Annotated in this window: 16 protein-coding genes and 1 pseudogene; 10 read left to right on the top strand and 7 right to left on the bottom strand. The window is 74.4% G+C overall.

All coding sequences use genetic code 11. The features are described 5' to 3' along the window. The first annotated feature begins 155 nt into the window (after nucleotides 1-155). Nucleotides 156-893: a flavodoxin family protein gene (locus I3F54_RS21835; protein ID WP_240120531.1), complete on the top strand. Its 738-nt coding sequence runs from the start codon at nucleotides 156-158 to the stop codon at nucleotides 891-893. Nucleotides 894-950: 57 nt separating this feature from the next. On the opposite strand, the gene I3F54_RS21830 is transcribed toward I3F54_RS21835, so the two are convergent. After that, nucleotides 951-1,571: a CBS domain-containing protein gene (locus tag I3F54_RS21830; RefSeq protein ID WP_240120530.1), complete on the bottom strand. Its 621-nt coding sequence runs from the start codon at nucleotides 1,569-1,571 to the stop codon at nucleotides 951-953. A 164-nt stretch (nucleotides 1,572-1,735) separates the two neighbouring features. On the opposite strand from I3F54_RS21830, the gene I3F54_RS21825 reads away from it, so the two are divergent. Continuing rightward, nucleotides 1,736-2,632, top strand: coding sequence for a fructosamine kinase family protein (locus tag I3F54_RS21825; RefSeq protein WP_374205948.1), 897 nt, complete (start codon nucleotides 1,736-1,738; stop codon nucleotides 2,630-2,632). Here I3F54_RS21825 and I3F54_RS32400 read toward each other — a convergent pair. The 3 genes from I3F54_RS32400 to I3F54_RS21810 form a co-directional block, all read right to left on the bottom strand. After that, nucleotides 2,584-3,432, bottom strand: coding sequence for a universal stress protein (locus I3F54_RS32400; RefSeq protein WP_240120529.1), 849 nt, complete (start codon nucleotides 3,430-3,432; stop codon nucleotides 2,584-2,586). The genes I3F54_RS21825 and I3F54_RS32400 overlap by 49 nt on opposite strands. 210 nt (nucleotides 3,433-3,642) lie before the next feature. Beyond that, nucleotides 3,643-3,999, bottom strand: coding sequence for a DUF6479 family protein (locus tag I3F54_RS21815; RefSeq protein ID WP_240120528.1), 357 nt, complete (start codon nucleotides 3,997-3,999; stop codon nucleotides 3,643-3,645). A gap of 117 nt (nucleotides 4,000-4,116) precedes the next feature. Next, a complete protein-coding gene (locus I3F54_RS21810) occupies nucleotides 4,117-5,364 on the bottom strand; it encodes a serine hydrolase (protein WP_240120527.1) in 1,248 nt (415 codons plus the stop codon). A gap of 316 nt (nucleotides 5,365-5,680) precedes the next feature. Here I3F54_RS21810 and I3F54_RS21805 point away from each other — a divergent pair, with 316 nt between their 5' ends. Both I3F54_RS21805 and I3F54_RS21800 read left to right on the top strand, forming a co-directional pair. Continuing rightward, the gene (locus tag I3F54_RS21805) at nucleotides 5,681-6,898 is read left to right on the top strand and encodes an alpha/beta hydrolase (RefSeq protein ID WP_240120526.1); all 1,218 of its coding nucleotides are present in this window, start codon (nucleotides 5,681-5,683) and stop codon (nucleotides 6,896-6,898) included. Between the two features lie 136 nt (nucleotides 6,899-7,034). Continuing rightward, nucleotides 7,035-7,406 (top strand): ferredoxin, encoded by a 372-nt coding sequence (locus tag I3F54_RS21800; RefSeq protein ID WP_240120525.1) that lies wholly within the window; start codon nucleotides 7,035-7,037, stop codon nucleotides 7,404-7,406. 72 nt (nucleotides 7,407-7,478) lie between these two features. Here the strand turns inward: I3F54_RS21800 and I3F54_RS21795 are convergent, their stop codons facing one another. Both I3F54_RS21795 and I3F54_RS21790 read right to left on the bottom strand, forming a co-directional pair. Continuing rightward, nucleotides 7,479-7,703 (bottom strand): hypothetical protein, encoded by a 225-nt coding sequence (locus I3F54_RS21795; protein WP_240120524.1) that lies wholly within the window; start codon nucleotides 7,701-7,703, stop codon nucleotides 7,479-7,481. A 13-nt stretch (nucleotides 7,704-7,716) separates the two neighbouring features. Beyond that, nucleotides 7,717-8,613 carry a universal stress protein gene (locus I3F54_RS21790; RefSeq protein WP_240120523.1) on the bottom strand — a complete coding sequence of 299 codons (897 nt, stop codon included), beginning with the start codon at nucleotides 8,611-8,613 and terminating at the stop codon, nucleotides 7,717-7,719. Nucleotides 8,614-9,004: 391 nt separating this feature from the next. Here I3F54_RS21790 and I3F54_RS21785 point away from each other — a divergent pair, with 391 nt between their 5' ends. The 6 genes and pseudogenes from I3F54_RS21785 (at nucleotide 9,005) to I3F54_RS21760 (ending at nucleotide 16,313) form a co-directional block, all read left to right on the top strand. Next, nucleotides 9,005-9,484, top strand: coding sequence for a cation:proton antiporter regulatory subunit (locus tag I3F54_RS21785; protein WP_240120522.1), 480 nt, complete (start codon nucleotides 9,005-9,007; stop codon nucleotides 9,482-9,484). A 4-nt stretch (nucleotides 9,485-9,488) separates the two neighbouring features. Continuing rightward, nucleotides 9,489-10,733, top strand: a complete 1,245-nt coding sequence (locus I3F54_RS21780; RefSeq protein ID WP_240120521.1) for a cation:proton antiporter — start codon at nucleotides 9,489-9,491, stop codon at nucleotides 10,731-10,733. A gap of 79 nt (nucleotides 10,734-10,812) precedes the next feature. Then, nucleotides 10,813-11,330: pseudogene (locus I3F54_RS21775) on the top strand (oxygenase MpaB family protein); the annotation flags it as partial. Then, nucleotides 11,312-13,552 carry a tetratricopeptide repeat protein gene (locus I3F54_RS21770; RefSeq protein WP_240120520.1) on the top strand — a complete coding sequence of 747 codons (2,241 nt, stop codon included), beginning with the start codon at nucleotides 11,312-11,314 and terminating at the stop codon, nucleotides 13,550-13,552. The pseudogene I3F54_RS21775 and the gene I3F54_RS21770, both read left to right, overlap by 19 nt. Before the next feature lie 105 nt (nucleotides 13,553-13,657). Beyond that, nucleotides 13,658-15,226 (top strand): NAD(P)/FAD-dependent oxidoreductase, encoded by a 1,569-nt coding sequence (locus I3F54_RS21765; RefSeq protein ID WP_240120519.1) that lies wholly within the window; start codon nucleotides 13,658-13,660, stop codon nucleotides 15,224-15,226. Between the two features lie 481 nt (nucleotides 15,227-15,707). Beyond that, nucleotides 15,708-16,313 (top strand): hypothetical protein, encoded by a 606-nt coding sequence (locus tag I3F54_RS21760; protein WP_240120518.1) that lies wholly within the window; start codon nucleotides 15,708-15,710, stop codon nucleotides 16,311-16,313. 15 nt (nucleotides 16,314-16,328) lie between these two features. Here the strand turns inward: I3F54_RS21760 and I3F54_RS21755 are convergent, their stop codons facing one another. Continuing rightward, a complete protein-coding gene (locus tag I3F54_RS21755) occupies nucleotides 16,329-21,593 on the bottom strand; it encodes a CHAT domain-containing protein (RefSeq protein WP_240120517.1) in 5,265 nt (1,754 codons plus the stop codon). Nucleotides 21,594-21,815 lie beyond the last annotated feature (222 nt).

Below are 21,815 nucleotides of genomic sequence, written 5' to 3'. Positions count from 1 at the left end.
CGGATCCCGGGCCCGGCGCACCCGGCCCGGGGTGTGGCCACCGGCCCCCGAGCGGCCCGCAAAAGGCGACAAACGGTGATCCATGAGAGAGGCTGCCGCTGGAGCCGCCCACCGGGCGGACGATCCCGAGCCCACGGTCCGTCAAGGAGCCCGCCATGGCCGTCCCGTCCTCCGCGCCGACCGGTGGCGCGTACCGCTTCGACGATCTCACCGCCCTGTTCGTCAACTGCACCCTCAAGCCGTCGCCGCAGCTCAGCCACACCCAAGGGCTGATCGACAAGAGCCGGGCGATCATGGACGCGTTCGGGGTGACCACGGGTGTCGTCCGCGCCGTGGACCACGACATCGCGACCGGGGTCTACCCGGACATGACCGAGCACGGCTTCGCCACCGACACCTGGCCGGCCCTGTACGAGCAGGTCATGGCCGCAGACATCCTGGTCCTCGCCGGCCCCGTCTGGCTGGGCGACAACAGCTCGGTCACGAAGAAGGTCATCGAGCGGCTCTACGGCTGCTCGGGCGAGCTGAACGAGCAGGGCCAGTACGCCTACTACGGCCGGGTGGGGGGCTGCCTGATCACCGGCAACGAGGACGGGGTCAAGCACTGCGCGATGAACATCCTCTACAGCCTCCAGCACCTCGGCTACACCATCCCGCCCCAGGCTGACGCGGGGTGGATCGGCGAGGCGGGACCGGGTCCGTCGTACCTGGACCCCGGCTCCGGCGGTCCGGAGAACGACTTCACCAACCGCAACACGGCGTTCATGACCTGGAACCTGATGCACGTGGCCGCGCTGCTGAAGCGCAACGGAGGCATCCCCGCCCACGGCAACCAGCGCTCCGAATGGGACGCCGGCTGCCGCTTCGACGCACCGAATCCCGACTACCGCTGACCCGGGCCACGGCGACCACCGTCGACCGGGCGCCGCGGCACGGCCCGCGCCCTCGGGTCAGCGGCCCGCGAACTCCAGGCGGACGTCCACGACGCCTTCCACGGCGCGGGCCGCCCGGGCGATGACCGGGACCAGGAGCCGGTCGGAGAGGCTGCCGCCGAGCGTGACCACACCCTCGTCGACCGCCACGGTCACCGCGGCGGCGGCCTCGACCGGCTCCAGGACCTCCCGGCGCACGTCCTCGGCGATCTCGGTGTCGGGCCGCAGGAACACCTTCAGCAGGTCGGCGCGGCTGACCACGCCCTGGAGCACGCCCACACCGTCCACCACGGGAAGCCGCTTGACGTGCCGGCGCGCCATGATGCGGGCCGCCTCGGCGAGCGGCGCGTCCGCGTGCACGGTCACGGCGGGGCTGCTCATCAGCTCGCCCGCGGTGATCGCGCCCGCCTTTACCCGGTGGCCGGGTTCGCCCTCGTCGACGTCGCGGAACTCCTCCTTCGCCAGCAGATCCGCCTCCGAGACCACGCCGATCACCCGTCCCTCGCCCGCCAGGACCGGCAGGGCGCTGACCTTCCACTGATCGAGCAGCTCGACGACCTCCTTGAACGGCGCCTCGCTGCCGACGGCGACGACGGTCTGCGTCATCACGTCGCTCACAGTGCGCGGAGATTCAGACATCTCGGCCTCCCAGGACGGGGACGGCCATCCCGGTGGTCGCGTCCCCTGATCCGACCCTGCCCCGCCCGCCCGGCGCCCGGCAGGGGCCGAACGGCCCGCCCCGCCGGCCGACCCGCCCCGCCTGCGGCCCGGCCCCGCCCGGCCCTACCCTGGTGGCCGTGCGCATCTCCTCCGACGGGTCCCCCACCGCGTCCCTTGACGGCGGCGGCGACGGCCCGGCCGAAGTGGCGGCCCGGTTCACCGGATCGGCGGCGACCGGCGTACGCCGCAGATCAGCGGCGCTCACCGAAGTCACCCTGGACGGCGGCCGTGCGGTGATGGTCAAACACGGCGACGCCGGCGCGGTACGGGCCGAGGCGGCCGGGTTGGGCTGGCTGGCCGAAGCGGGCGCGGTTCCCGTTCCCGCGGTCCACGGGCACGACGAACAGTGGCTGGTCACCGACCGCGTCCCACCGGGCCGGCCCGGCCCGGACGCCGCGGTCCGCTTCGGGCGCGCTCTGGCCGCCCTGCACGCCGCCGGCGCCCCCGCCTTCGGCGCCCCGCCCCCCGGAGGGCCCGAGGACGCGTGGATCGGGCTCGCCCCGCTGCGCAACACCGCCGTCGACGACGACTGGCCCCACTGGTATGCCGAGCACCGTGTGCTGCCCTATCTGCGCCGCGCGGTCGACGACGGCACCCTGCGGACCGCCGAGGCCTCCCTCGTCGAGCGGGTCTGCGCGCGCCTGCCGGACCTGGCGGGGCCGGTCGAGCCGCCGGCCCGGCTGCACGGCGACCTGTGGAACGGCAACGTGCTGTGGGGCGCCGACGGGCGGGTCTGGCTCATCGACCCCGCCGCGCACGGCGGCCACCGGGAGACCGACCTGGCGATGCTGCACCTGTTCGGCTGCCCGTACCTGGACCGGGTCCTCGACGGCTACGGCGAGACGAACCCGCCCGCGGCCGGCTGGCGTGACCGCATCGGACTGCACCAGCTCTTCCCGCTGCTCGTGCACGCCGCGCTGTTCGGCCGCGGCTATGCCGAGCAGGCCGTGTCGGCGGCCCGCGGCGCCCTGGCGCTGTGACCCTCCGTCATCGTCCGCGGGCCGGGACCAGGCACGACCGCGACCGGGCAGCGTGCTTCGCGCAGGACGAGGCGGGTGGTGAGTCCCGGCAGGTCCGCAGCGCCTCTCCGCCCCAGGACGAGCAGCCCGCTGCCGTCGGCGGCGTGCACCAGGGCGTCCGCGGGCGGTAGCAGCACGACGTCCGCCAGCACCTCCACGTCCGGGTACGCCCTCCGCCACGGCCGCAGCGCGTCTGACAGCACCTGCACCTGCTCGTCCTCCCAGGTGGCGCGGTCCACCTCGGGTACCGGCAGCGGGGACGCGGCGGCCTCGGCCGGCAGGGCCCAGGCGGAGAGCGCGTGCAGCCGTACGCCGTGCAGTCGTGCCTCCTCGAAGGCGAAACCGATCGCCGCGCCGGGCGGATCCCCGGCCGTCACGCCTACGGTCACCGCGTCCGACCCGTCCGACCTGAACGCCCGCTCGGGGACCAGTACCACCGGTCCCGCTGATGCGCCGGCCACGGCCGACGCGGTGCGGCCGGTGCCGAGCACCGTCAGTCCTGCCCGCGCGCCGAGGGCCCGCAGCGCCGGGACCACGGCGCCGGGGGGAGTGTCACGGCGCACCGTCAGGGCCGGATACCGGTTCGCCAGTTCGGAGGCGCTCAGCTCCGCCTCGACCTCAGCCGACGCCCCGCCCTCCGGAGCGACCCGGACCACGTGCAGCGGGACGCCGCGCCGCAGCGCCTCCCCGGCCGCCCAGTCGGCGGCGGCCCGGCCGCGTGCCGAGGCGCCGGCCCCGACGGCGATGACCTGTTCCTCCACGGCCGCTCCTCCGTCGACTCCGAAAGCCCCAGTCTCGCCGCCGCGGTCACCACGTGCACGGGTCCGGACGGGCCGGAGGGGGTCGTGAGGGCAGGACCCGGCCGTGGGGAGGGGCACACGGGACCGCTCCGCCGCCGCGGCGGTGCCGCCCGTTCTCCGCCTCCGTCGCCCCGCTGGCCCGGGCCGCCTTTCGGGGGACCGGGCCGGTGCTCAGTGGGCCCCCAGCCCCCCGCCGCCGAACGATCCGCTGCTGCCCTTGCTCCACCGCGGACGTTCCTTGGACTCGCTCGGCCGGGTGCCGAGGTTGCCGAACTCGTGCGGCAGCCTGCGGCGGCCGTCCTGCGGCACCTCTTCCGGTTCCCGGTTCTCCCTGGCCTCGTGCACCGCGCCCTCCGGCGGAAGGTGCGGCTGCTCCTCCGGACGTGGAGGGGCCGGCTCACGGCTCTTGAGGATGTCGCCCCGCCAGAACGCGCCGATCAGCAGGGCCACGAGCGCGACCCCGATGATGATCGGACCGATGACGAGGGCGCCGCTCCGCTCCGCCAGCTGCATCGCTACGGTACTCATATCCCATGAATACCCACCAAACGGGTGCTTTACCACCGTCGTGACGGGTGCGACCGACGCGTCCGGGAGCGATCGGCCCTGCGGGCCGTGAGACCGCCGGGCGGACCGGGCCGTGCGCTACCCGGCCGACGGCGGGGCCGACGTCCCGGGACCCAGGCGGAACACATGGCCAGGGGTGGCGACCGTGGTGACGGCCGTGCCGAACAGCGTGCTGGGATCCGTTCCCTTGTACGGCGTGTCGCTGTTGAGCAGCACGACCATGGTGGCCTTCTGCGACGGCAGGTACAGCGTCAGGCTCTGGTAGCCGGGGATCGAACCGTTGTGGCCCACCCAGCCGTCGGCGGTGAACAGGCCGAGCCCGTATCCCGCCCCGGGGAAGTCCGGACTGGTGGCCGTCTGCAGGCGCTGCCGCTGGGTCGCGGGAGCGATCAGTGGCGTGCCGGTGGCCACGACGGGTGCCCAGACGTGCAGATCGCCGAGCGTGGAGATCATCGCGCCGGCGGCGTTCGCGTCGGACGGACTCCAGTGCGTGGCGTCCGTCTCGGTCCCGTCCTTGGTCTGCGTGGTGTAGCCGTGCGCGTACGGTGCCGGGATCCGCGCGTTCACCGGGTACAGGGTCTGGTCCATGCCGAGGGGATCGAGCACGTGCTCGCGGAGGTAGTCGGCGATGTTCTGGCCGCTGACCTTCTCCAGCACCTGTCCCAGCAGCACCGTGTTGGTGTCGCAGTACACCAGTTGTGTTCCGGGAGTGAAGTCCAGCGGGTGCCTGAAGGAGTAGTCGAGGAGTTCCTGCGCGGTGAAGACCCGCTCGGGGTTCGCTTCCACGGCTGCGTCGAAGTCCGGGTCCTTGGTGTAGTCGAAGAGCCCGCTCTGCATCCGGGCCAGGTCCCGCAGCGTGATCTTGTCGCCCTCCGGCACGCCCGCCACGTAGCGTGAGACGGGGTCGTCGAGGCCGACCTCCCCCTGGTCGACGAGCTGGAGGATGCCGGTGACGGTGAACGTCTTCGTCTCGCTCCCGATACGCATGTGCATGTCCGTCGTCATGGGCGCGCCGGTCCCCTTGTCGGCCACCCCGAACGCGCGGGCATAGCCGGGCTGTCCCGGCATCCACAACCCCACGATCACACCGGGAACACCGGTCGTGCGCATCACCTGCCGGACCGCGGCGTCGAGCCGCGCGGCCGTGCCCGACCCGGTCGGGGACGACGTCGCTCGCTCGGAGGACAGCCGCGTTCCCGCGCTCTCGGTCACCGTGCCGCCCGAGCAGGACGTTCCCGCGAGCAGTACGACCGCGGTCGCCAGTGAGGCCACGACGTTGCGCCGCGGTCGCAGGGGGACGGTGCGGCGTGCGGTGGTGATCGGCATGCGGGCTCCAGGCGGCTCGGGCGATATCGGGCGGCGGGACACTGCGGCCCACTGGTCCCGCGCCACCGGCTGCTTCCCCGGCGAAGCGCAGCGCAGGCCGTCCTGCGCCGGACACCACCACTTCGGGCCACAGAGGTCCGCCACGCGGCGCACGCGCGCGGGCACCCGCACGCCCTCGGCCAGCGCCGGCCGCCACGCCCACCACCGGTGCAAGCAGCCGCGCCCCCGGTGCGGCGATGCTAGACAGACATGCGCTGCCGGCCTGCTGCGGAAGGCGGCCGACCAGGCATGCCGGCACGAGCGCAGGGACTTTTCGGTGAAGCTCTTCGACGACGCCCTGTTCCAGATGTTCCTTGAGCGCGCACTGACGACGATGACCGGCGGTGGCGCGGAGTACGGTGAGTGCGCGGTGACGGCCGCGCGGATCGCCGACGGCGACAACGACAGCTGGTACCGGGAGTGGACCGCCACCGCGGCCATGGTGCGGGGGTGGGCGGAGGAGAGCGACCGGGCCGGCCACCGGGTGAGCGCCCGGGAGGCCTATCTGCGGGCCGCCACCTATCTGCGCGTGTCGTACTATCCGCTCTTCGGCTTGCCGGTGGACCCCCGGCTCACCCAGGCTGCACGGAACGAGCGGGACTGCTTCGCCCGCTTCGCCGAACTGTGCGAGCCACCGCTGCGGCCGGTCCGCGTGCCGTTCGAGGGCGGCTTCCTCGACGGCTACCTCTGTCCGGCACGGGACTCCGCCCAGGGGAGCGGTCCCCGGCCCACCGTCATCGCGGTCAACGGCTACGACTCCGACGTGCACGAGATGTACTGGGGCCACGCCCAGCCGGCCGTACGGCGCGGCTACCACTGCCTGCTGGTCGACGGGCCGGGGCAGGGTCTGGCCCTGGTCCACCAGGGGCTGACCATGCGTCCGGACTGGGAGACGGTGCTCCGGGCCGTCGTCGACCACGCCCTGACGCTTCCGGGCGTGGACGGTACCCGGCTGGCGGTGACCGGGTGGAGCTTCGGTGGGTATCTCGCCCCGCGGGGTGTCAGCGGCGAACCACGGGTGGCCGCACTGGTGGCGGACCCCGGCCAGTGGGACCTGCTGGACAGTGTCAAGGACGTGCTGCCGCTTCCCCGGGATCTGCGGGACCGGCTGCCGGACGTGGACCCCGCTGAGCTGGACGCTCACCTCGCACCCGTGGTCGAGCACCCGGTCACGCGCTGGAAGCTGGTCCAGCGTGCCCTGTGGGTGCACGGCCTGGGAAGCCTGGGCGAGTACGTGGTCGAATCCGGCCGCTATCGGCTCTCCGATGTCGCCGACCGCATCGCCTGTCCCACGCTGGTGGCCATGGCCGAGGGCGATCAACTCGCCGACCAGGCGGAACAGCTGTACGAAGCGCTGCGGTGCCCCAGGACGCTGATGCGTTTCTCCGCCGCCGAGGGGGCGGCCGGCCACTGCGAGGGCTGGAACCGCTCACGTTTCAACCAGCGCGTCTTCGACTGGCTCGACGAGGTGCTCGCCCACCCCCACGCGCCCTGACCGGCAGGCTCCGGGCTGCCGGACGCGCTCCCGCCGACGCGCGCCGGGCACCACCGTGGACCGGCGGGGGCGAGGCCGCCGCGGCCGACGGACGCACGGGTGTTTGACGGCCCGGCCGGGGGGCTACCCGCGCAGGGTGACTTCCACATCGCAGCAGGATCTCGTCCGGTTCCTGGAGGACCGCTTCGCCTGCGCCCAGGCCTGCACGGAGTGTGCCCGCACCTGCGCCCTGCGCGCGAGCCTGGTGGACCCCGGTGGGACGGACGACCAGGAACTCCTGCGCCGCAAGGGCATCATGTGCGCCGAGGTCTGCGACGCGACCTGCCGGGTGCTGGCGGAGCAGAACACGCTGGACGAGGACGGTGTCCGCATCCAGCTGGACTGGTGCCGCACGGTCTGCCTGGACACCGCCCACGTCTTCGACGGGCAGCCGGGCGCACAGGAGGCGGCGGACCACTGCCGGGCGTGCGCCCGCGCGTGCACCGCCTTCCTGCACACGCTCGGCTGACGGCGTTTCCGGACGCCGCCCCCGGTACCCCGCCGCCTGCGCCCCGTGCCCGCCGCCGGACGCCGCCAGGGGTCAGCGCAGGCGGCGACGCGGCCGCCGGCCCTCGGCCAGCGACCGCATCCCCTCCCGGTACGCGGCGGCGCTGATGCGCCCGCGCAGCCGGCGGCCCACCAGCCTCCGTTCGGCGCTCTCCAGGGCGTCTGGACGCCTGCGTCCGGCCGGCCGCAGCAGGCGCGTCGAGTCGTACAGGGCGCCTGCCAGGATCAGCACGTCGAGGAGAGCGGCGGCGACGAGCACGGCGGTGCCGGTGTCAGTCGTGCGGTACGACCGCGACGGGGGCCTTGGCGTGGTGCAGCACCGCGTGGGCGACCGGACCGATGCGCGGACCGAGCGGGGTCCGCCGGATGCGCCGGCCGACGACGACGAGCGAGGCGTCCGCCGCCGCGTCCACCAGGTGGCCGGCCGCGCTGCCGACCGCGGTCTGCTCGACGACCTGGATGCCCGGGAACTTCTCGCGCCACGGAGCCAGCGCCTTGTCGACGGCGTTCGCCTCCTGCTGGGCGAGGTCGGCGTTGAGCTGCGGGTCCATGCCGAGCCCGTACGCGTAGTAGGGCGGCAGACCCCAGCCGTGCACCACCCGCAGCCGGGCCCCGCGCCGGGCGGCGGCGTCGAACGCGAAGGCGAGCACGGCGTCGTCGGGGTGTTCGTGGTCCAGACCCAGGACCACGTCGCGGTACGGTGTCGTCGCCGACGGGAGGCCGTCCGCGTCCGGCTGGTGTTCGTCCTCGATCGTGGCCCCGGCACGCACCAGCACGATGGGCCGTTCGGCCTGCGCGACGACGGAGAAGCCGACGGAGCCGATCAGGAAACCGGTGACGCCACCGAGCCCCCGGGAGCCGATGGCGAGCGGCTCGGCGTCGGTGGCAGCGGCGAGCAGCGCGGTGGCCGGAGGCTGCGTGACCTGCTCGGACGTGATGGTCAGGGCCGGGTGGCGGTACCGCAGGCGCTCGGTGGTCTCGCGCAGCACCCGCTCGGCCCAGTGGCGCGGCCCGTCCCCCTCCGGTACCGGCCATGCCTGCGGCTGCCACCCCCAGGCGTGGACCAGGTGCAGCGGCAGGTCCCGCAGATCCGCCTCGCGGGCTGCCCACTCGGCGGCTGCGAGGCTCTCGGGGGAGCCGTCCACTCCGACGGTGACGGTACGGGGCATGGCGATGGCCTCCTTGAGGTGTACGGGCCCGGTGCGGCCTGTTCCCACGCTGTCAGCGCGGGCCATCGCGGCAGCAGGGCCGTTCGGCCCCATGTCGCGGCGGCGGACGGCCTCAACGGGGGGGCGGTCCGGACCGGTGTGCGCGCCCGCCGAACCGGCCCCGCATCCGCCCCGGCCGGAGCGCTCCGGTGTTCCGCCCGGGGTACTCGACTCCGCCGCCGGCGGCGGGACGCCCCCGCGCGCCAGTGCCGCCTCCGGCACGCCGGGCCCGGCGCCGGTGGTCGGGTCCCCGCCGCCGTCGCCCAAGATGGATACCCGGAGGGCCCGCATCGCACATGCGCGCTGAGGGGCCTCCCACCGATTCCGAGGCACGACGGACAGGGTGGTGTGCGTGGACGTCAACGAGGTGCTCCTGCCGGGCGTGGGGCTGCGCTACGAGTTCGTCAACCGGGACGGCGACCGGATCGGCGTGGTGGTCCGCCGCTCGGGCGACTTCGAGCTCGTGGTCTACGAGGGTGCGGATCCGGACGAGGCGCGGGCCGTGCTGAGGCTGACCGAGGAGGAGGCCGACACCCTCGCCGAGATCCTGGGCGCCCCCCGCATCGCCGAGCGGTTCGCCGACCTCACCAAGGAGGTTCCGGGACTGAGCGCCGGCCAGATCGAGGTGCGCGCCGACACGCCGTTCGCCGGCCGCCCGCTCGGGGACACCCGAGCCAGAACACGCACCGGCGCGTCGATCGTGGCCGTCGTCCGCGGCGAGGAGGTGATCCCCTCGCCCGGGCCGGACCGGGTGCTGCTCCCCGGGGACGTGCTGGTGGTGATCGGAACCCACGACGGGATCGCCGCGGTGGAACAGATCGTCCGGGGCTGAGCCGGTGGAGATCTCGGTCGCCCTGCTGCTGGAGCTGGGCATCATCCTCACCGCGCTGAGCATGCTCGGGGCGATGGCGCGGCGCTACGCGCTCTCGCCCGTCCCGCTGTACCTCCTGGCGGGGCTGGTGCTCGGCGAAGGGGGGATCGCCCCGGTTCCGGCGGCCGGCGCGTTCGTGGAGACCGGGGCGGGCATCGGAGTGGTCCTGCTGCTCCTGGTGCTCGGGCTGGAGTTCACGGTGCCGGAGTTCACCGTCAGCATGCGCCGCCACCTGCCCTCCGCCGTGGTCGACCTGGTGCTGAACGCGACTCCGGGAGCGGTGGCGGGCTGGCTGTTCGGGCTGGACGGCGCCGGGATCCTGGCACTGGCGGGCGTCACGTACATCTCCTCCTCCGGCATCGTCGCCCGGCTGCTGAGCGATCTGCGCCGGATGGGCAACCGGGAGACTCCGGCGGTGCTGTCCGTGCTGGTGCTGGAGGACTTCGCGATGGCCGCGTACCTCCCGCTGCTCGCCGTCATCGCCGCCGGCGGCACCTGGCGGCAGGCGCTGCTCGGCGTGCTGCTGGCACTGGGCGCGGTCCTGGCCGCGTTCACCGTGTCGTACTGGTGGGGCCAGCACCTGGGACGGCTGCTGTCGCACCCGGAGGCGGAGCAGCTCCTGCTGCGCGTCCTCGGCGTGACGTTGATCGTCGCGGCCCTCGCCGAGGCCGTCCACGTGTCCGCGGCGGTCGGGGCGTTCCTCGTCGGGCTGTCGCTCACCGGCGAGACGGCACAGCGTGCCCGCAAGGTGCTGAGTCCGCTGCGGGATCTGTTCGCCGCGGTCTTCTTCCTCGCCATCGGCCTGGCCGTGAGCCCGGCCGCCCTGATTCCGGCCCTGCCGGTCGCGCTGCTGCTGGCCCTGGTCACCGCCCTGACCAAGGTGGCGTCCGGCTGGTACGCCGCGCGGAGGGACGGCGCGGGACGCCGGGGCCGTCTGCGGGCCGGTACCGCGCTCATCGCCCGGGGAGAGTTCTCCATCGTCATCATCGGCCTGGTGGGGGTGCGCCACGACCGGCTCGGCGCCCTGGTGGCCGCCTACGTGCTGTTGCTCGCCGTGACCGGGCCGGTGATCACCCGCTTCGCAGGCACCAGACCGCCCGGCGCGGCCCGCCGACGGCGCCGGCGCCGGGCCCGCACCGTGCCACGCGCTCCCCGGACAGCGGCCGGCCGGCCGTCCCCGGGCGGCACATCGGTGAGCGGTGCCCCGTGACCCGTCCTGAACGGGCACCGGCGGGCCGGGGCCGCCCGTGCCGCACAGGGTGCCTTCGACCGCCACCCGTCCTCGCGGTCACCGGGACGCAGCCGCCTTGACGGGAGCGGGTGCCGCGTGGATGCATGGCGGGGCAACCGCGCCCTCCGACCGCGCGGAGCTGTCCGCCTGCGTCGAGACCGTGCGGCCCGAACTCGCCGCCGGTGCCGACGCGCACGCCGTGGACGACTTCCTCCTCCGCCCTCCGACGCACCCGCTGCCGGTCCCGGCGCGCGAGGTGCTGTGGCGGCGCGTGGCCCGCCTGGCGTACGCCTCCCTTCCGCCGTACGCCCACGAGCTCCACGGCAGACCGGCGCGCAGCCCGCGGCCGTCACCCGCGGGCTGCGCGCCGCCGGGACCCTGCTGCGCCGCATCCCCGCACGTCTGCGCTGGCAACTGCCGCCCCGGCACGTCCTGGGCGCCATGGCCCGTCCGGGTCCGGACGCGCGCCCGGCCCCGTACAAAGCCGGTCGATTGCCCGCCATACTGGACGAGCCAGGGGAGGGCGGGACGAACGGTGACGGGGGCGAGCGCGGGAGATGGGGGACAGCAGACTGATCCAGGGCCGGTACCGGCTGCTCGACCTGATCGGGCGCGGCGGCATGGGCGAGGTGTGGCGGGCCCGCGACGAGTCCCTCGCCCGGCATGTCGCCGTCAAGTGCCTCAAGCCGCTGGGACCGCAGGAGGACCAGAGCGTCGCCCGCGTCGTCCGGGAACGCTTCCGGCGCGAGGCCCGGGTGGCCGCCGCCCTCCAGCACCGCGGCGTCACCGTCGTCCACGACTTCGGGGAGAGCGACGGCGTCCTGTTCCTGGTCATGGAACTGCTCCAGGGCCGCAACCTCAGCCAGCTGCTGGAGGACAACCAGCAGCATCCGCTCACCGTGCCCGACGTCCTTGACGTCGCCGAACAGGTCGCCGCCGCGCTGGCCTACACCCACCGGCAGGGGATCGTGCACCGGGACCTGAAGCCCGCGAACATCGTGCGGCTCACCGACGGCAGCGTGAAGATCTGCGACTTCGGCATAGCCCGCCTGGGACACGACATCGGCCTCACCTCCCGCCTGACCGGCACCGGCATCGCCATGGGCACCCCGCACTACATGTCCCCGGAGCAGATCGGCGGCGACGAGGTCGACCAGCGCAGTGACCTGTACTCGCTGGGCTGCGTGCTCTACGAGATCGCCACCGGCGTCCCGCCGTTCGACCTCGACGACCCCTGGGCGATCCTCATCGGCCACCGCGACACCCCGCCCCGCCCGCCGCGCAGCCGCCGGGCCGACCTGCCCGAGTACCTCGACCGGATCATCCTGGACCTCCTGGCCAAGCGGCCCGAGGAACGCCCGTACGACGCCCGCGAACTCGGCCGGCGCATCGACCTCGGCCGCACCACCCCCGCGTACGTGCCGACCGTGGTCACCCCCCGGCCCGAGACGGTCCCGCCGACCACCACCGCCCCGAGCGAGCGGCGGCTGCCGTCCTGGACCCGGGGCATGACCACCGGTCACAAGGCGACCGGGGCCGCCCTGCGCAGCACGCCCCCCGACCCCTCGGCGGGCCTGAGCGGTGAGTGGATCCCGCGCGAGCGGACCGGCCGTCCCGGCCCACCGCACCCCTCTCCCTCCCGCACCACGGACCCCGCACTGCTCACCGCGCTGGCCGGCCGGCACGACGCCGGCCTCAGCCTCGGCCGGCTGGGCCGCTGGGAGGAGGCCGGCGAGGTGCACCGCGCGGTCGCCGCCGAACGCGAGCACCTGCTGGGCCCGGACCACCCCGACACCCTCGCCAGCCGGTACGAGGTCGCCTTCAGCCTCAGCCGCACCGGCCGCGCCGCCGACGCGCTGCGCGCCTACAAGCACGTCGCCGCGGCCCGGACCCGGCTCCTGGGCGCCGACCACCCCGACACCCTCGCCACCCGTCAGGAGATGGCGTACGTACTCGGCCGGCTGGGCCGCCACCTCGACGCCCACCAGGTGTACCTGTCGGTGCTGGCCGACCGCGAGCGCACGACGGGCGCCGACCATCCCGACACCCTGCGCTGCCGTCACAACCTCGCCTTCAACCTCGGCCGGCTCGGCCGGCCGGAGGACTCCTACGACATGGCCCGCAAGGTGGCCGCCGCCCGGGCGCGGGTGCTCGGGCCGGGTCATCCCGACACGCTGGTCACCCGCTACGAAGTCGCCTACGCGCTCGGCCAGCTGGGCCGCTGGGCGGAAGCCCTGCAGACCTACCGCGAGGTCGCGGAGGCACGCGCCCGCGCTCTCGGCGCCGAGCATCCCGACACCCTCGCCGCCCGCTACGAGACCGGCATCAGCCTCGGCCGCCTGGGCCGCAGCGCGGAGGCGTACCAGCTGTACCGCGAACTCGTCGAGGACCGGACCCGGATCAGCGGACCCGCGCATCCGGAGACCCTTCGCGCCCGCCACGGCCTCGGGGTCAACCTCGGCCGCCTGGGCCGCTGGGAGGAGGCCCTCGCCGAGTCCCGCGACGTGTGTGCCATCCGCGAGCGCGTCCTCGGCCCCGACCATCCCGACACCCTGGTCAGCCGCCGGGAGGTCGCGGTGGGCCTCGGCTGGCTCGGCCGCTGGGCGGACGCCCTCACCGAGTACCGGCGGGTGGCGGCGGCCAGGGAGCACGTCCTGGGCGCCGGCCACCCCGACAGCCTCGCCAGCCGCAACGACGAGGCGCACTGCCTGGAACAGCTCGGCCGGGCCGCGGAGGCCGCCGCCCTGTACCGCAGGTCGGCGGTCCTGCGGCAGCAACGGGCCGCGGGAGGCCGCTGACCGGAACGCGCCGTCCCGCACTCCTGAGCCGGAAGCCGGAAGACGAGCCGTCAGGTCCCCCGGAGTCCCTCTGGTCGCCCCGGGGCATCCGTGTTACCAAGAACCATGTCCGCATCCCGCACGCACCGCAGCTACGGCGCCGTCATCGTCGGCGGAGGACACAACGGTCTCGTCGCCGCCGCCTATCTGGCCCGTGCCGGGAGGTCGGTGCTGCTGCTGGAGCGGCTGGCGGGCACCGGCGGCGCCGCGGTGTCCACGCGGCCGTTCGCCGGCGTCGACGCGCGGCTGTCCCGGTACTCCTACCTGGTGAGCCTGCTTCCGGCGAAGATCGTGCGGGACCTCGGCCTGGACTTCCGGGCGCGGAAGCGGACGGTGTCCTCGTACACGCCCGTCGAGCGGGCCGGACGGCCGACGGGGCTGCTGGTCGGCGGTGGTGAGAAGCGCACCCGGGACGCGTTCGCGCGACTGACCGGCAGCGAACGCGAGTACGAGTCCTGGCGCCGGTTCTACGGCATGACCCGCGGCGTCGCCGAGCGCGTCTTCCCCACGCTCACGCAGCCGCTGCCCACCCGGTCGGAACTGCGCCGCCGCGTCGGCGACGAGCGAGCCTGGCGGATGCTGTTCGAGGAGCCGATCGGCGTGGCGATCGAGGAGGGCTTCCATGACGACCTGGTGCGTGGCGTCGTCCTCACCGACGCCCTCATCGGCACCTTCGCCGACGCCCACGACCCCTCGCTGAAGCAGAACCGCTGCTTCCTCTACCACGTCATCGGCGGCGGCACGGGTGACTGGGACGTCCCGGTCGGCGGCATGGGCGCCCTCACCGACGCCCTCGCCGACGCGGCCCGCGGCGCGGGCGCGGTCCTCGCCACGGGACACGAGGCGCTACGGATCGACACCGACGGCCACCACGCCCAGGTGACGTACCGGACCGCCGACAGCGAGGTCACCGTCGCCGCACGGCACGTCCTGGTCGGCGCGTCGCCGCAGCAACTGGCCGAGCTGACCGGCGACACCCCACCCGAACCCGCCGAGGGCGCCCAGCTGAAGGTGAACATGCTGCTCGAACGGCTGCCGCGGCTGCGGGACACGTCCGTCGACCCGCGCGAGGCCTTCTCGGGGACCTTCCACATCGCCGAGGGCTACGAGCAACTGGCCGCCGCCCATGCCCGGGCCGCGGCCGGAGAGCTGCCGGCGGCGCCGCCCTCGGAGATCTACTGCCACTCGCTGACCGACCCCTCCATCCTCGCCCCCGACCTGGCCGAACGGGGGTTCCAGACGCTCACCCTCTTCGGTCTGCACACCCCCGCACGGCTCTTCGCCCGTGACAACGACGCCGTGCGCGGGGAACTGCTCAAAGCGACCCTCGCCCAGCTCGACGCCCACCTCGCCGAGCCGATCACCGACTGTCTGGCCACCGACGCCGACGGCCGCCCCTGCCTGGAGGCCAAGTCCCCGCTGGACCTGGAGCGCGATCTCGGGCTGCCCGGCGGCAACATCTTCCACCGGGACCTGGCCTGGCCCCACGCCCAGGACGGCACCGGACGGTGGGGCGTGGAGACCCGGCACGCCAACGTCCTCCTGTGCGGGGCGGGTGCCGTGCGCGGCGGAGGGGTCAGCGGGGTTCCGGGGCACAACGCGGCCATGGCGGTCCTGGAGGCCGGGGCAGCCTGAGCGGGGAGCCGCGCGCACCGGCGGGGTGGCCGGCATCGGACCCGTGCTGACCGGGCGCCTTCCGCCGCGCCGCGGTCCGCCGGGCTCGCCCCGTCGGACGGGAGGCGGCCCGGCTCCCGGCCCTTCTCGTCCACCGGGCAGCTGCACCGGGAGTGTGCTTTCCGGGACAACCAGGTCGAGCCGACCGCACAATGGCGTTCGGATGACGGCGAGGGGGAGGGGGCGGCGTGGCCGGGGACGCGTCAGGGGCGGCACGCCCGGTGAACCCGAACGCCCGCGGCCGTTCTCGATCGCGGTGTACGTGCCTTCCTGCCACCGGTGTGCGGCGTACCGCGTTCGGCGTCCGCCCGCGGTCTCCGGCAAGGGGCTGAACGACGCGCCCAGCGGGTACGGACGTCTGCGGAAGCCGACTCCGGCCCACGAAAGGCGCAGGACCCAGGCGCCGCTCGGCGACCTGGCGCAGGGAAACGGGGGAAGCGACGTGGCGCAGACCTGGTTACCGCTCCTGGTGGCGGTCGTCGGCGTGGTGGGCACCCTGAGCGCGGCGCTCGTGACCCAGGTCAGGGCTGACCGCGTCAAGCTGATGGAGATCGACTCGCTGCGCGGGCAGCGCGCGGAGGACCGGGCACACGACGAGCGGATGCGTGCGCTGGAGCTGGCGGACGCCCGCGAGCAGCGGGCCGCGTCGCACCGGGCTGAGGCCCGCGCCCGGTTGCGTGCCTGCTACGTCGCCTTCAACACCGCGGCCCGGCACTACCAGACCGCACAGATCAGCGTGCTGCACGGGCTGCGCGCCGGCGCTGGCATCGACGAGCACGCCGAGGCTCTGGAAGAGGCTCGCACGGCCTTCCGTGCGAGCTACGCCGAAGCGCAGATGCTACTGCCGGGTCCCGTCCTCGACGCGGCGTCGGCGGTGAGCCGCAGGCTGAACGACGACTACGGCGCGCTGAAACGGTCACTGGTCGACGCACCCTGCACCCCGGCCCCGTCCGAGTGCGAGGAGCGGGTCCAGGCCGCCTGGGCGGTGCTGGCCGAACTGCGCCGGACGATGCGCCGCGACCTCAGCATCGACGACGCGGCGCCCTGACTCCGCCCGGCACGGCTACTGCCCGTGGTGCGCGAAAGCGGACCACACCTCCAGCTCATCCAGACCGCGCCGGTCCGCTTCCCTGAACACATCGGCATACGCTTCGAGTTCGCCCGGCACGGTCCGATGTGGGTCCAGCATCCACAACTGGGCGGCCCGCAACGCCTCTCCGGCCGGGTCTCCGGCCCGCAGCCGGTGATGGAGGACGAGCATCAGCGCGGTGGTGCGCGGATCGTCGGCCACGTCCCAGCGTGACCCGACCACCGCGGTGGCGCCGGCGCCGAGGAAGGCCGTGGCCAGTGTGAGCGCCTCGTCGTGGTCGCTCACGGTCAGATCGCTGGTGCAGTTGGCGAGGACGACGATCCCCCCGGGCGTCCCGGGGTCGCGGTCGGCGGCCCCCGCGAGCACGTCCGCGACCGTGATGCGGTGCCCGGTTCCGAGCCGGAGTACCGAGTCCGCGGGCGAACGCCCGGTGTCCGCGTGACAGTTGACGTGAAGCAGGGCGGCTGGAACCCGGCTGCGGCCGGGCAGGAGCGCGCGCAGGGACTCGGGCACGGGAGGCAGCGGCGGAGGCGCGTCGGCGGGGGCGTGCCCGCCGAGGCCGCCGACGACCCGTGTTCCCTCGTACATCGAGCCGACCAGCGCCGCCTCCCGGTGCATCCGCCAGGAGCCCTGCGGGTCGGCGACCACGGCCACCGGCCCCGCGCCGAGCCGGGTGCGGGGCCGGTCGGCCACCTCCATGAGCTGGCGGGCGGTGGCACAGTACTGCAGCAGTGCCCGCTGGCAGGCGTATGCCGCACCGGTCGGGCCGTCCGAGCAGCGGGCCGCGTGCCACGGCACCGCACCGAGCGCCCCCACCGGCGCCAGCACCAGCCGGGGCGTGCGGCCGAGCCGACTGCGGGAGGCGGACAGCACGGGGCCCATCGCCACCTCGCCCGCCCAGGAGCACAGCGCGTCGAGCGCGTCCCGCCACTTCCGCTCCAGGCGCGCGAGCCGGCGTTCGTGATGGGCGTGCATGACCTCCGGATCGCCCGGAGCGGGCCGGTCGTCGGCGCGGGCTGTGCTGCGGAAGGCGTCGGCGGCACGGTCGTAGGCGCCGAGCGGACCGTCCGTGGAGACGACGAGGCCCGGCAGTGCGAGCGCTTCCACCACGCCGGTGGCACCGACGACCACCGCGTGCCCGGTGGCCGTCGTGCCGCCGGTGCCTCCGCCCGCTTCCGCGTACTCGCCGGGCACGAGGTAGACCAGTGCGTCGCGCGCGAGACGGCGCAGCGCCTGGCCGACCTGGCCCGGGTTCGGCGCGGACACCAGCCGCCTCTCGGCCGCGCTCCCGGCGAACGCCTCCAGGACCTGGCGGCGCAGCCCGTCGGGCACGACGTGCCGCCCGCCGCCGCCCGCCGCGTCCTCCCAGTGCCGGGCCAGGTCGCTGTGGCCGCCGTCGCGCAGCAGCTCGGGCACCGTGACGCTGACGGTGGCGGCGTTGAGGACCAGCCCGCGTCCGAGTTCCAGTGCCTCGTACGCCGTCCGGGGCTCCCCGTCCTCCAGACTCCAGCGCACCAGGCGGAGCATGTCGGACGCGACCGCGCGGGCGACCTCAAGAGCGTGTCCCGTGCCGGACTGGAGCAGGACCGCGCGGCCGTGCGCGTTCAGCAGCGACCGCGCCGTGTCCCGGGAATCCCGGCGGTGCCCGGCGTCAGCGGGGCCGTGGGCGCGGTGCGCCTCGGCGAGCGCCCGGAGGACCGCACGGGCGAGCGGGTCGCCCGGGGCGGTGTGCAGCACCGCCCACCGGTCGCGCAGCACCCGCAGCGCGCGGCGGAGGTCCGCGGCGTCACCGCCGCGCCCGTAGCGGGTCAGCAGCAGGACACCCAGGCCGTACGCGCAGCGGCTGCGGGAGCCGTGGTATCCGTGCGAGCCTTGCTCGGTTTCGGCGCCGAGCACGGTGACGGTGCGGTCCAGCAGAGCGTCGACGGCGTGGTCGTGTTCGTGGCGCGGATGGCCGGTGTCCGCCCCGTGGGCACCCTCCGCCCGGTACAGGTCGCAGAGCGTCGCCGCGGCCCTGAGGAGCAGGCTGGGCCGCTGCATGCCCTCCTCGGGGCAGGACGTGGCAACGTCGAGGAGTTCCCCGGCGGCGGCTCGCGCGGCCGCCAGGTCGCCCATGGCGACGGCCTGCTCCAGCTCGCGCCGGATCAGCTCACCACGCAGGGCCGGGCGCCGGGGGTGCCCCTCCGGAAGCAGGTGGAGCGCGTTCGCGGCGTCCTCGGCTGCGGACGCGGAGCCGCTCAGGGCGGCGTGCGCCGCCGGTCCCGCCCAGACGACGGCGAGCAGTTCGGCACGGAAGGGTGCCGTCCACTGCGAGGGCACCGGCCGGAAGAGGCGCGCGGGCACCCTGGGGTCGCCCGAGGCGGCGAGAAGCGCGCACAGCGGGGGCAGTACCACGTCCTCGGAAGTGCGTTCGAGCAGCGCTCCGTAGACGCGGGCGGCTGCGTCGAGGTCGGTGCGGTCACCGAGAATCAGGTGCCGGTCGAGGAGCAGCCGGGCCAGGAACTCGGAGCAGCGGTCCGCCAGGGCGCTCTTGGCGGAGACCGGGGTGTGGGCCCGGCCGACAGCGGCCACCGCGCTGCGCGCCAGGGCGACAGCCGTCTCCAGGTCCTGGCCGTCGCGGTCCCGCAACCAGCGGTGGTGGTGCAGCACGGCCAGGGTCGCGGTGGCGGGCGCGCTCATCGGCTCGTCGGTCCCGACCAGTTCGGCCACCCGGGTGGCCGGTACCGCGAAGGGGTCGGGCGTGCCGTCGCCGAGCAGAACGGCGGCGTCGAGGTCGAGCACCGGGGCTGTGCGAGGGGCCGCCGGACCGCTGGGCGGGCCCGGGCTGCCGTCGACGTGCGCCGGGGTTCTGCTCTGCGGCCCGGGCAGGACGGCCGCCACGGGCGAATCTCCGGTTGGGGGCCTGCCGTCCGGCGCCGGAGGCGCACCGCGGGCTCCCCGTGCGTCCTCTGCCGGTTCCCGTCCCGCCCCGTCCGGTTCCGCCCTCGTCGAAACACCCAGGAAGAGCCCGAGCAACCGCCTGACGTCGCCGGTGCCGAGCCGGTCCAGAGCAGCCACCACCGGTGGACGCAGTGGCGATTCTTGGGGGAGAAGGGAGAGCGCCTCCCTGAGCGCTGTCCGTGCGGCCTGCCGCTCGACGCCGGTGGCCTTGCCCTCCTCCTCGAGGCGGAGCCCGAGGACGCCTGCGACACCCAGCATGATCACCCGCAGTCCGGTCGCCTCGGCCCCCAGCCGGGGGACGGCCCGCCGAAGCCGTTCCGACCACGCCCGGGAATCCGCCACGGAGGGCGGAACGCCTGGGGAACGCAGCAGCCGCACCATGACGAAGAGGAAGGCGAGCAGGGGCTCCTCCTCCTCGTCGGACGCGCCCAGTACCGCATCGAGCAACTGCACGTCGTCCTCGACGGTCGGGAACCCGGACACGTCGGGCACCCCAGGGCCGTTCCGGTCGGTCCACGCGCGCAGGAAGGGCTCCGTGTACCAGACCCGGTACATCAGGGCGATGAGGAACGCACCCCTGAAGTCGGCGTCCCCCAGTCCGTCGCGCTCGGGCAGACGTTCCATCGCCACCCGCATGCAGCGCAGCCCCTCGCGCAGTACGGCGGGTTCGGCCACGGGCAGTCGGCACGCGAAGTCCAGCAACAGCGCGACGCCGAGGAACCCCTGTGCGTACAGGTGGAGTTCGTCGTCATGCGGATAGAGCCCCGTTCCGGTGCGCAGCAGGTCGACGGCTTCGCGGACATCCGCCACCACGTGCGGCGCGGTGTGTTCGAGGGCCATGGAGGGGTTCTGCCGCCCGTTCAGGACGGCCTGGTCGGCGAGACCGTGGGCCAGCGGCAGCCCGCGTCGTACGGCGCGCTGACCGAGCACGATCGCGGCCTTGAGCACGGCCGCTGCCCGGTCGTCGTCCTCGGGCCCGATCAGCGGTACGAGCTGCCGCACGCACACCGCGAGCCGGTCGTGCCCCCGGTCCCCCAGCACGCCTTCCGACAGGTCCAGCCAGAGCAGTTGGACGAGGCTGTCGAAGTACGCCACGAACTCGTCGTCCACCGGGGCTCCATGAGTCGTGGGGTCCTCGGCCGTACCGGCGGCGCGCTCCCCGGGACCGGACCGGTCCGCCGGCGGCATGGCGGGATGGGCCGCCAGCACCTCCTCCAGCAGCTCGACGGCGGCCGCGCGATCCTGCGCCGGGACGGGGTCGCCGGGCCGCTGCGCGTGCCGGTTCTCCTCGGAGCGCAGGCACAGGGCGTGAACCAGCCCCCGCTTCAGTTCGATCCTCGTCCCGTCCGGCAGGCCGGGACGAGCGAGCACCGCCCGGAACCAGTCGACGGCCCGCCCCTGATGCCGTTGCGCGGTGGAGAGTTCGAGCAGCAGGTCGCACAGGAGCACGCCCAGTTCCGCCGGATCCGCCGAGGTGCCGCCGTCGAGCAGCGCCAGCGTCAGGTCGAGGAGGACGATCGCTTCCTCGGCCCCGGCCGCCGCCGCGGAAGGGGACGGGCCGGTGCCGACGCGGTCATCGAGCTCCAGAGCGGAGAGCTGCACGAAGTCGAAGGTCACGTCGGGCCACAGCAGGGGATCGAGATCGTCGGCAGTCCTCGCGGCGTCGAGCAGGGCGAGGGCGTTCCGGCGGTCGGCGAGCCGTTCCGGGCTGCGGTGTTCCGCGCGCCGTGACCGGTCCGACAGGACGAGGCCGAGGACGGCCCGGCACCGCGTCGGTTCGGCGACGAGGTGCCCGTCCGGTCCGTCCAGAAGACCACCCAGCAGAGAGACGGTCAGGTCAGCGTCCGCCTCACGTGCCGCACCGGGCAGGGTACGGCTCCAGCGCTCGGCCACACGGAAGGCCCACTCGCAGGTCAGGTCGACCTTCGCGAGGAGCTCGGGTTCCGGTCCGTCGTCGCCGCACTGGTCAGCGGCGAGCGTGCACAGGGTGGCGAACCGCTCCCGAAGGCGGCCGAGCCGGTAACCGGCCGGTCCCAGCGTGCAGCGTATCGCCGCGGCCGCCAGGGACATCCCGTACAACGCGTCGCGCTGCCCGGCGTCCGTGACCGTGCCGCACAGCGCGGCAAGCAGTTCCTCGGCTTCCTCCAGTGCCACGGGGATCGGCCCCGCCGCCCCCCGGCCGTCGGCCGGCACCCACTCGCCCCCCTCCGCCGGAGGCTGCTCGGCGGTCTCCAGCAGGCGGGCCACCTGCTCCAGTGGATTCTCCCGGCTGATGCCGCCCATTCCGGTCTCGGTCATTCCCCACCCCGATTCGGCACTGCACATTACGCACCCGGCCGCTGCGCATGGACCGCGGCGTGTCCCACCGGATTCGAGTCGCGGTTCGGGGGCGTGCTTCCATAATTCCGCCCGCCGGGCCCGTCGAATGCTGTACACCCGCTCGATTCCCGCGACCGGCCAATTGCCAAAAATACGGTACCTCACTACCGTACGGATCCATCCTGATTCCAGAAGGGGGGC

It is taken from the genome of Streptomyces sp. MUM 2J (genome assembly GCF_022414535.1).
In the GTDB taxonomy this organism is placed as follows: Bacteria; Actinomycetota; Actinomycetes; order Streptomycetales; family Streptomycetaceae; genus Streptomyces.
The sequence above is the reverse complement of the archived record's forward strand: the minus strand, read 5'-3'. Positions and strand labels throughout refer to the sequence as shown.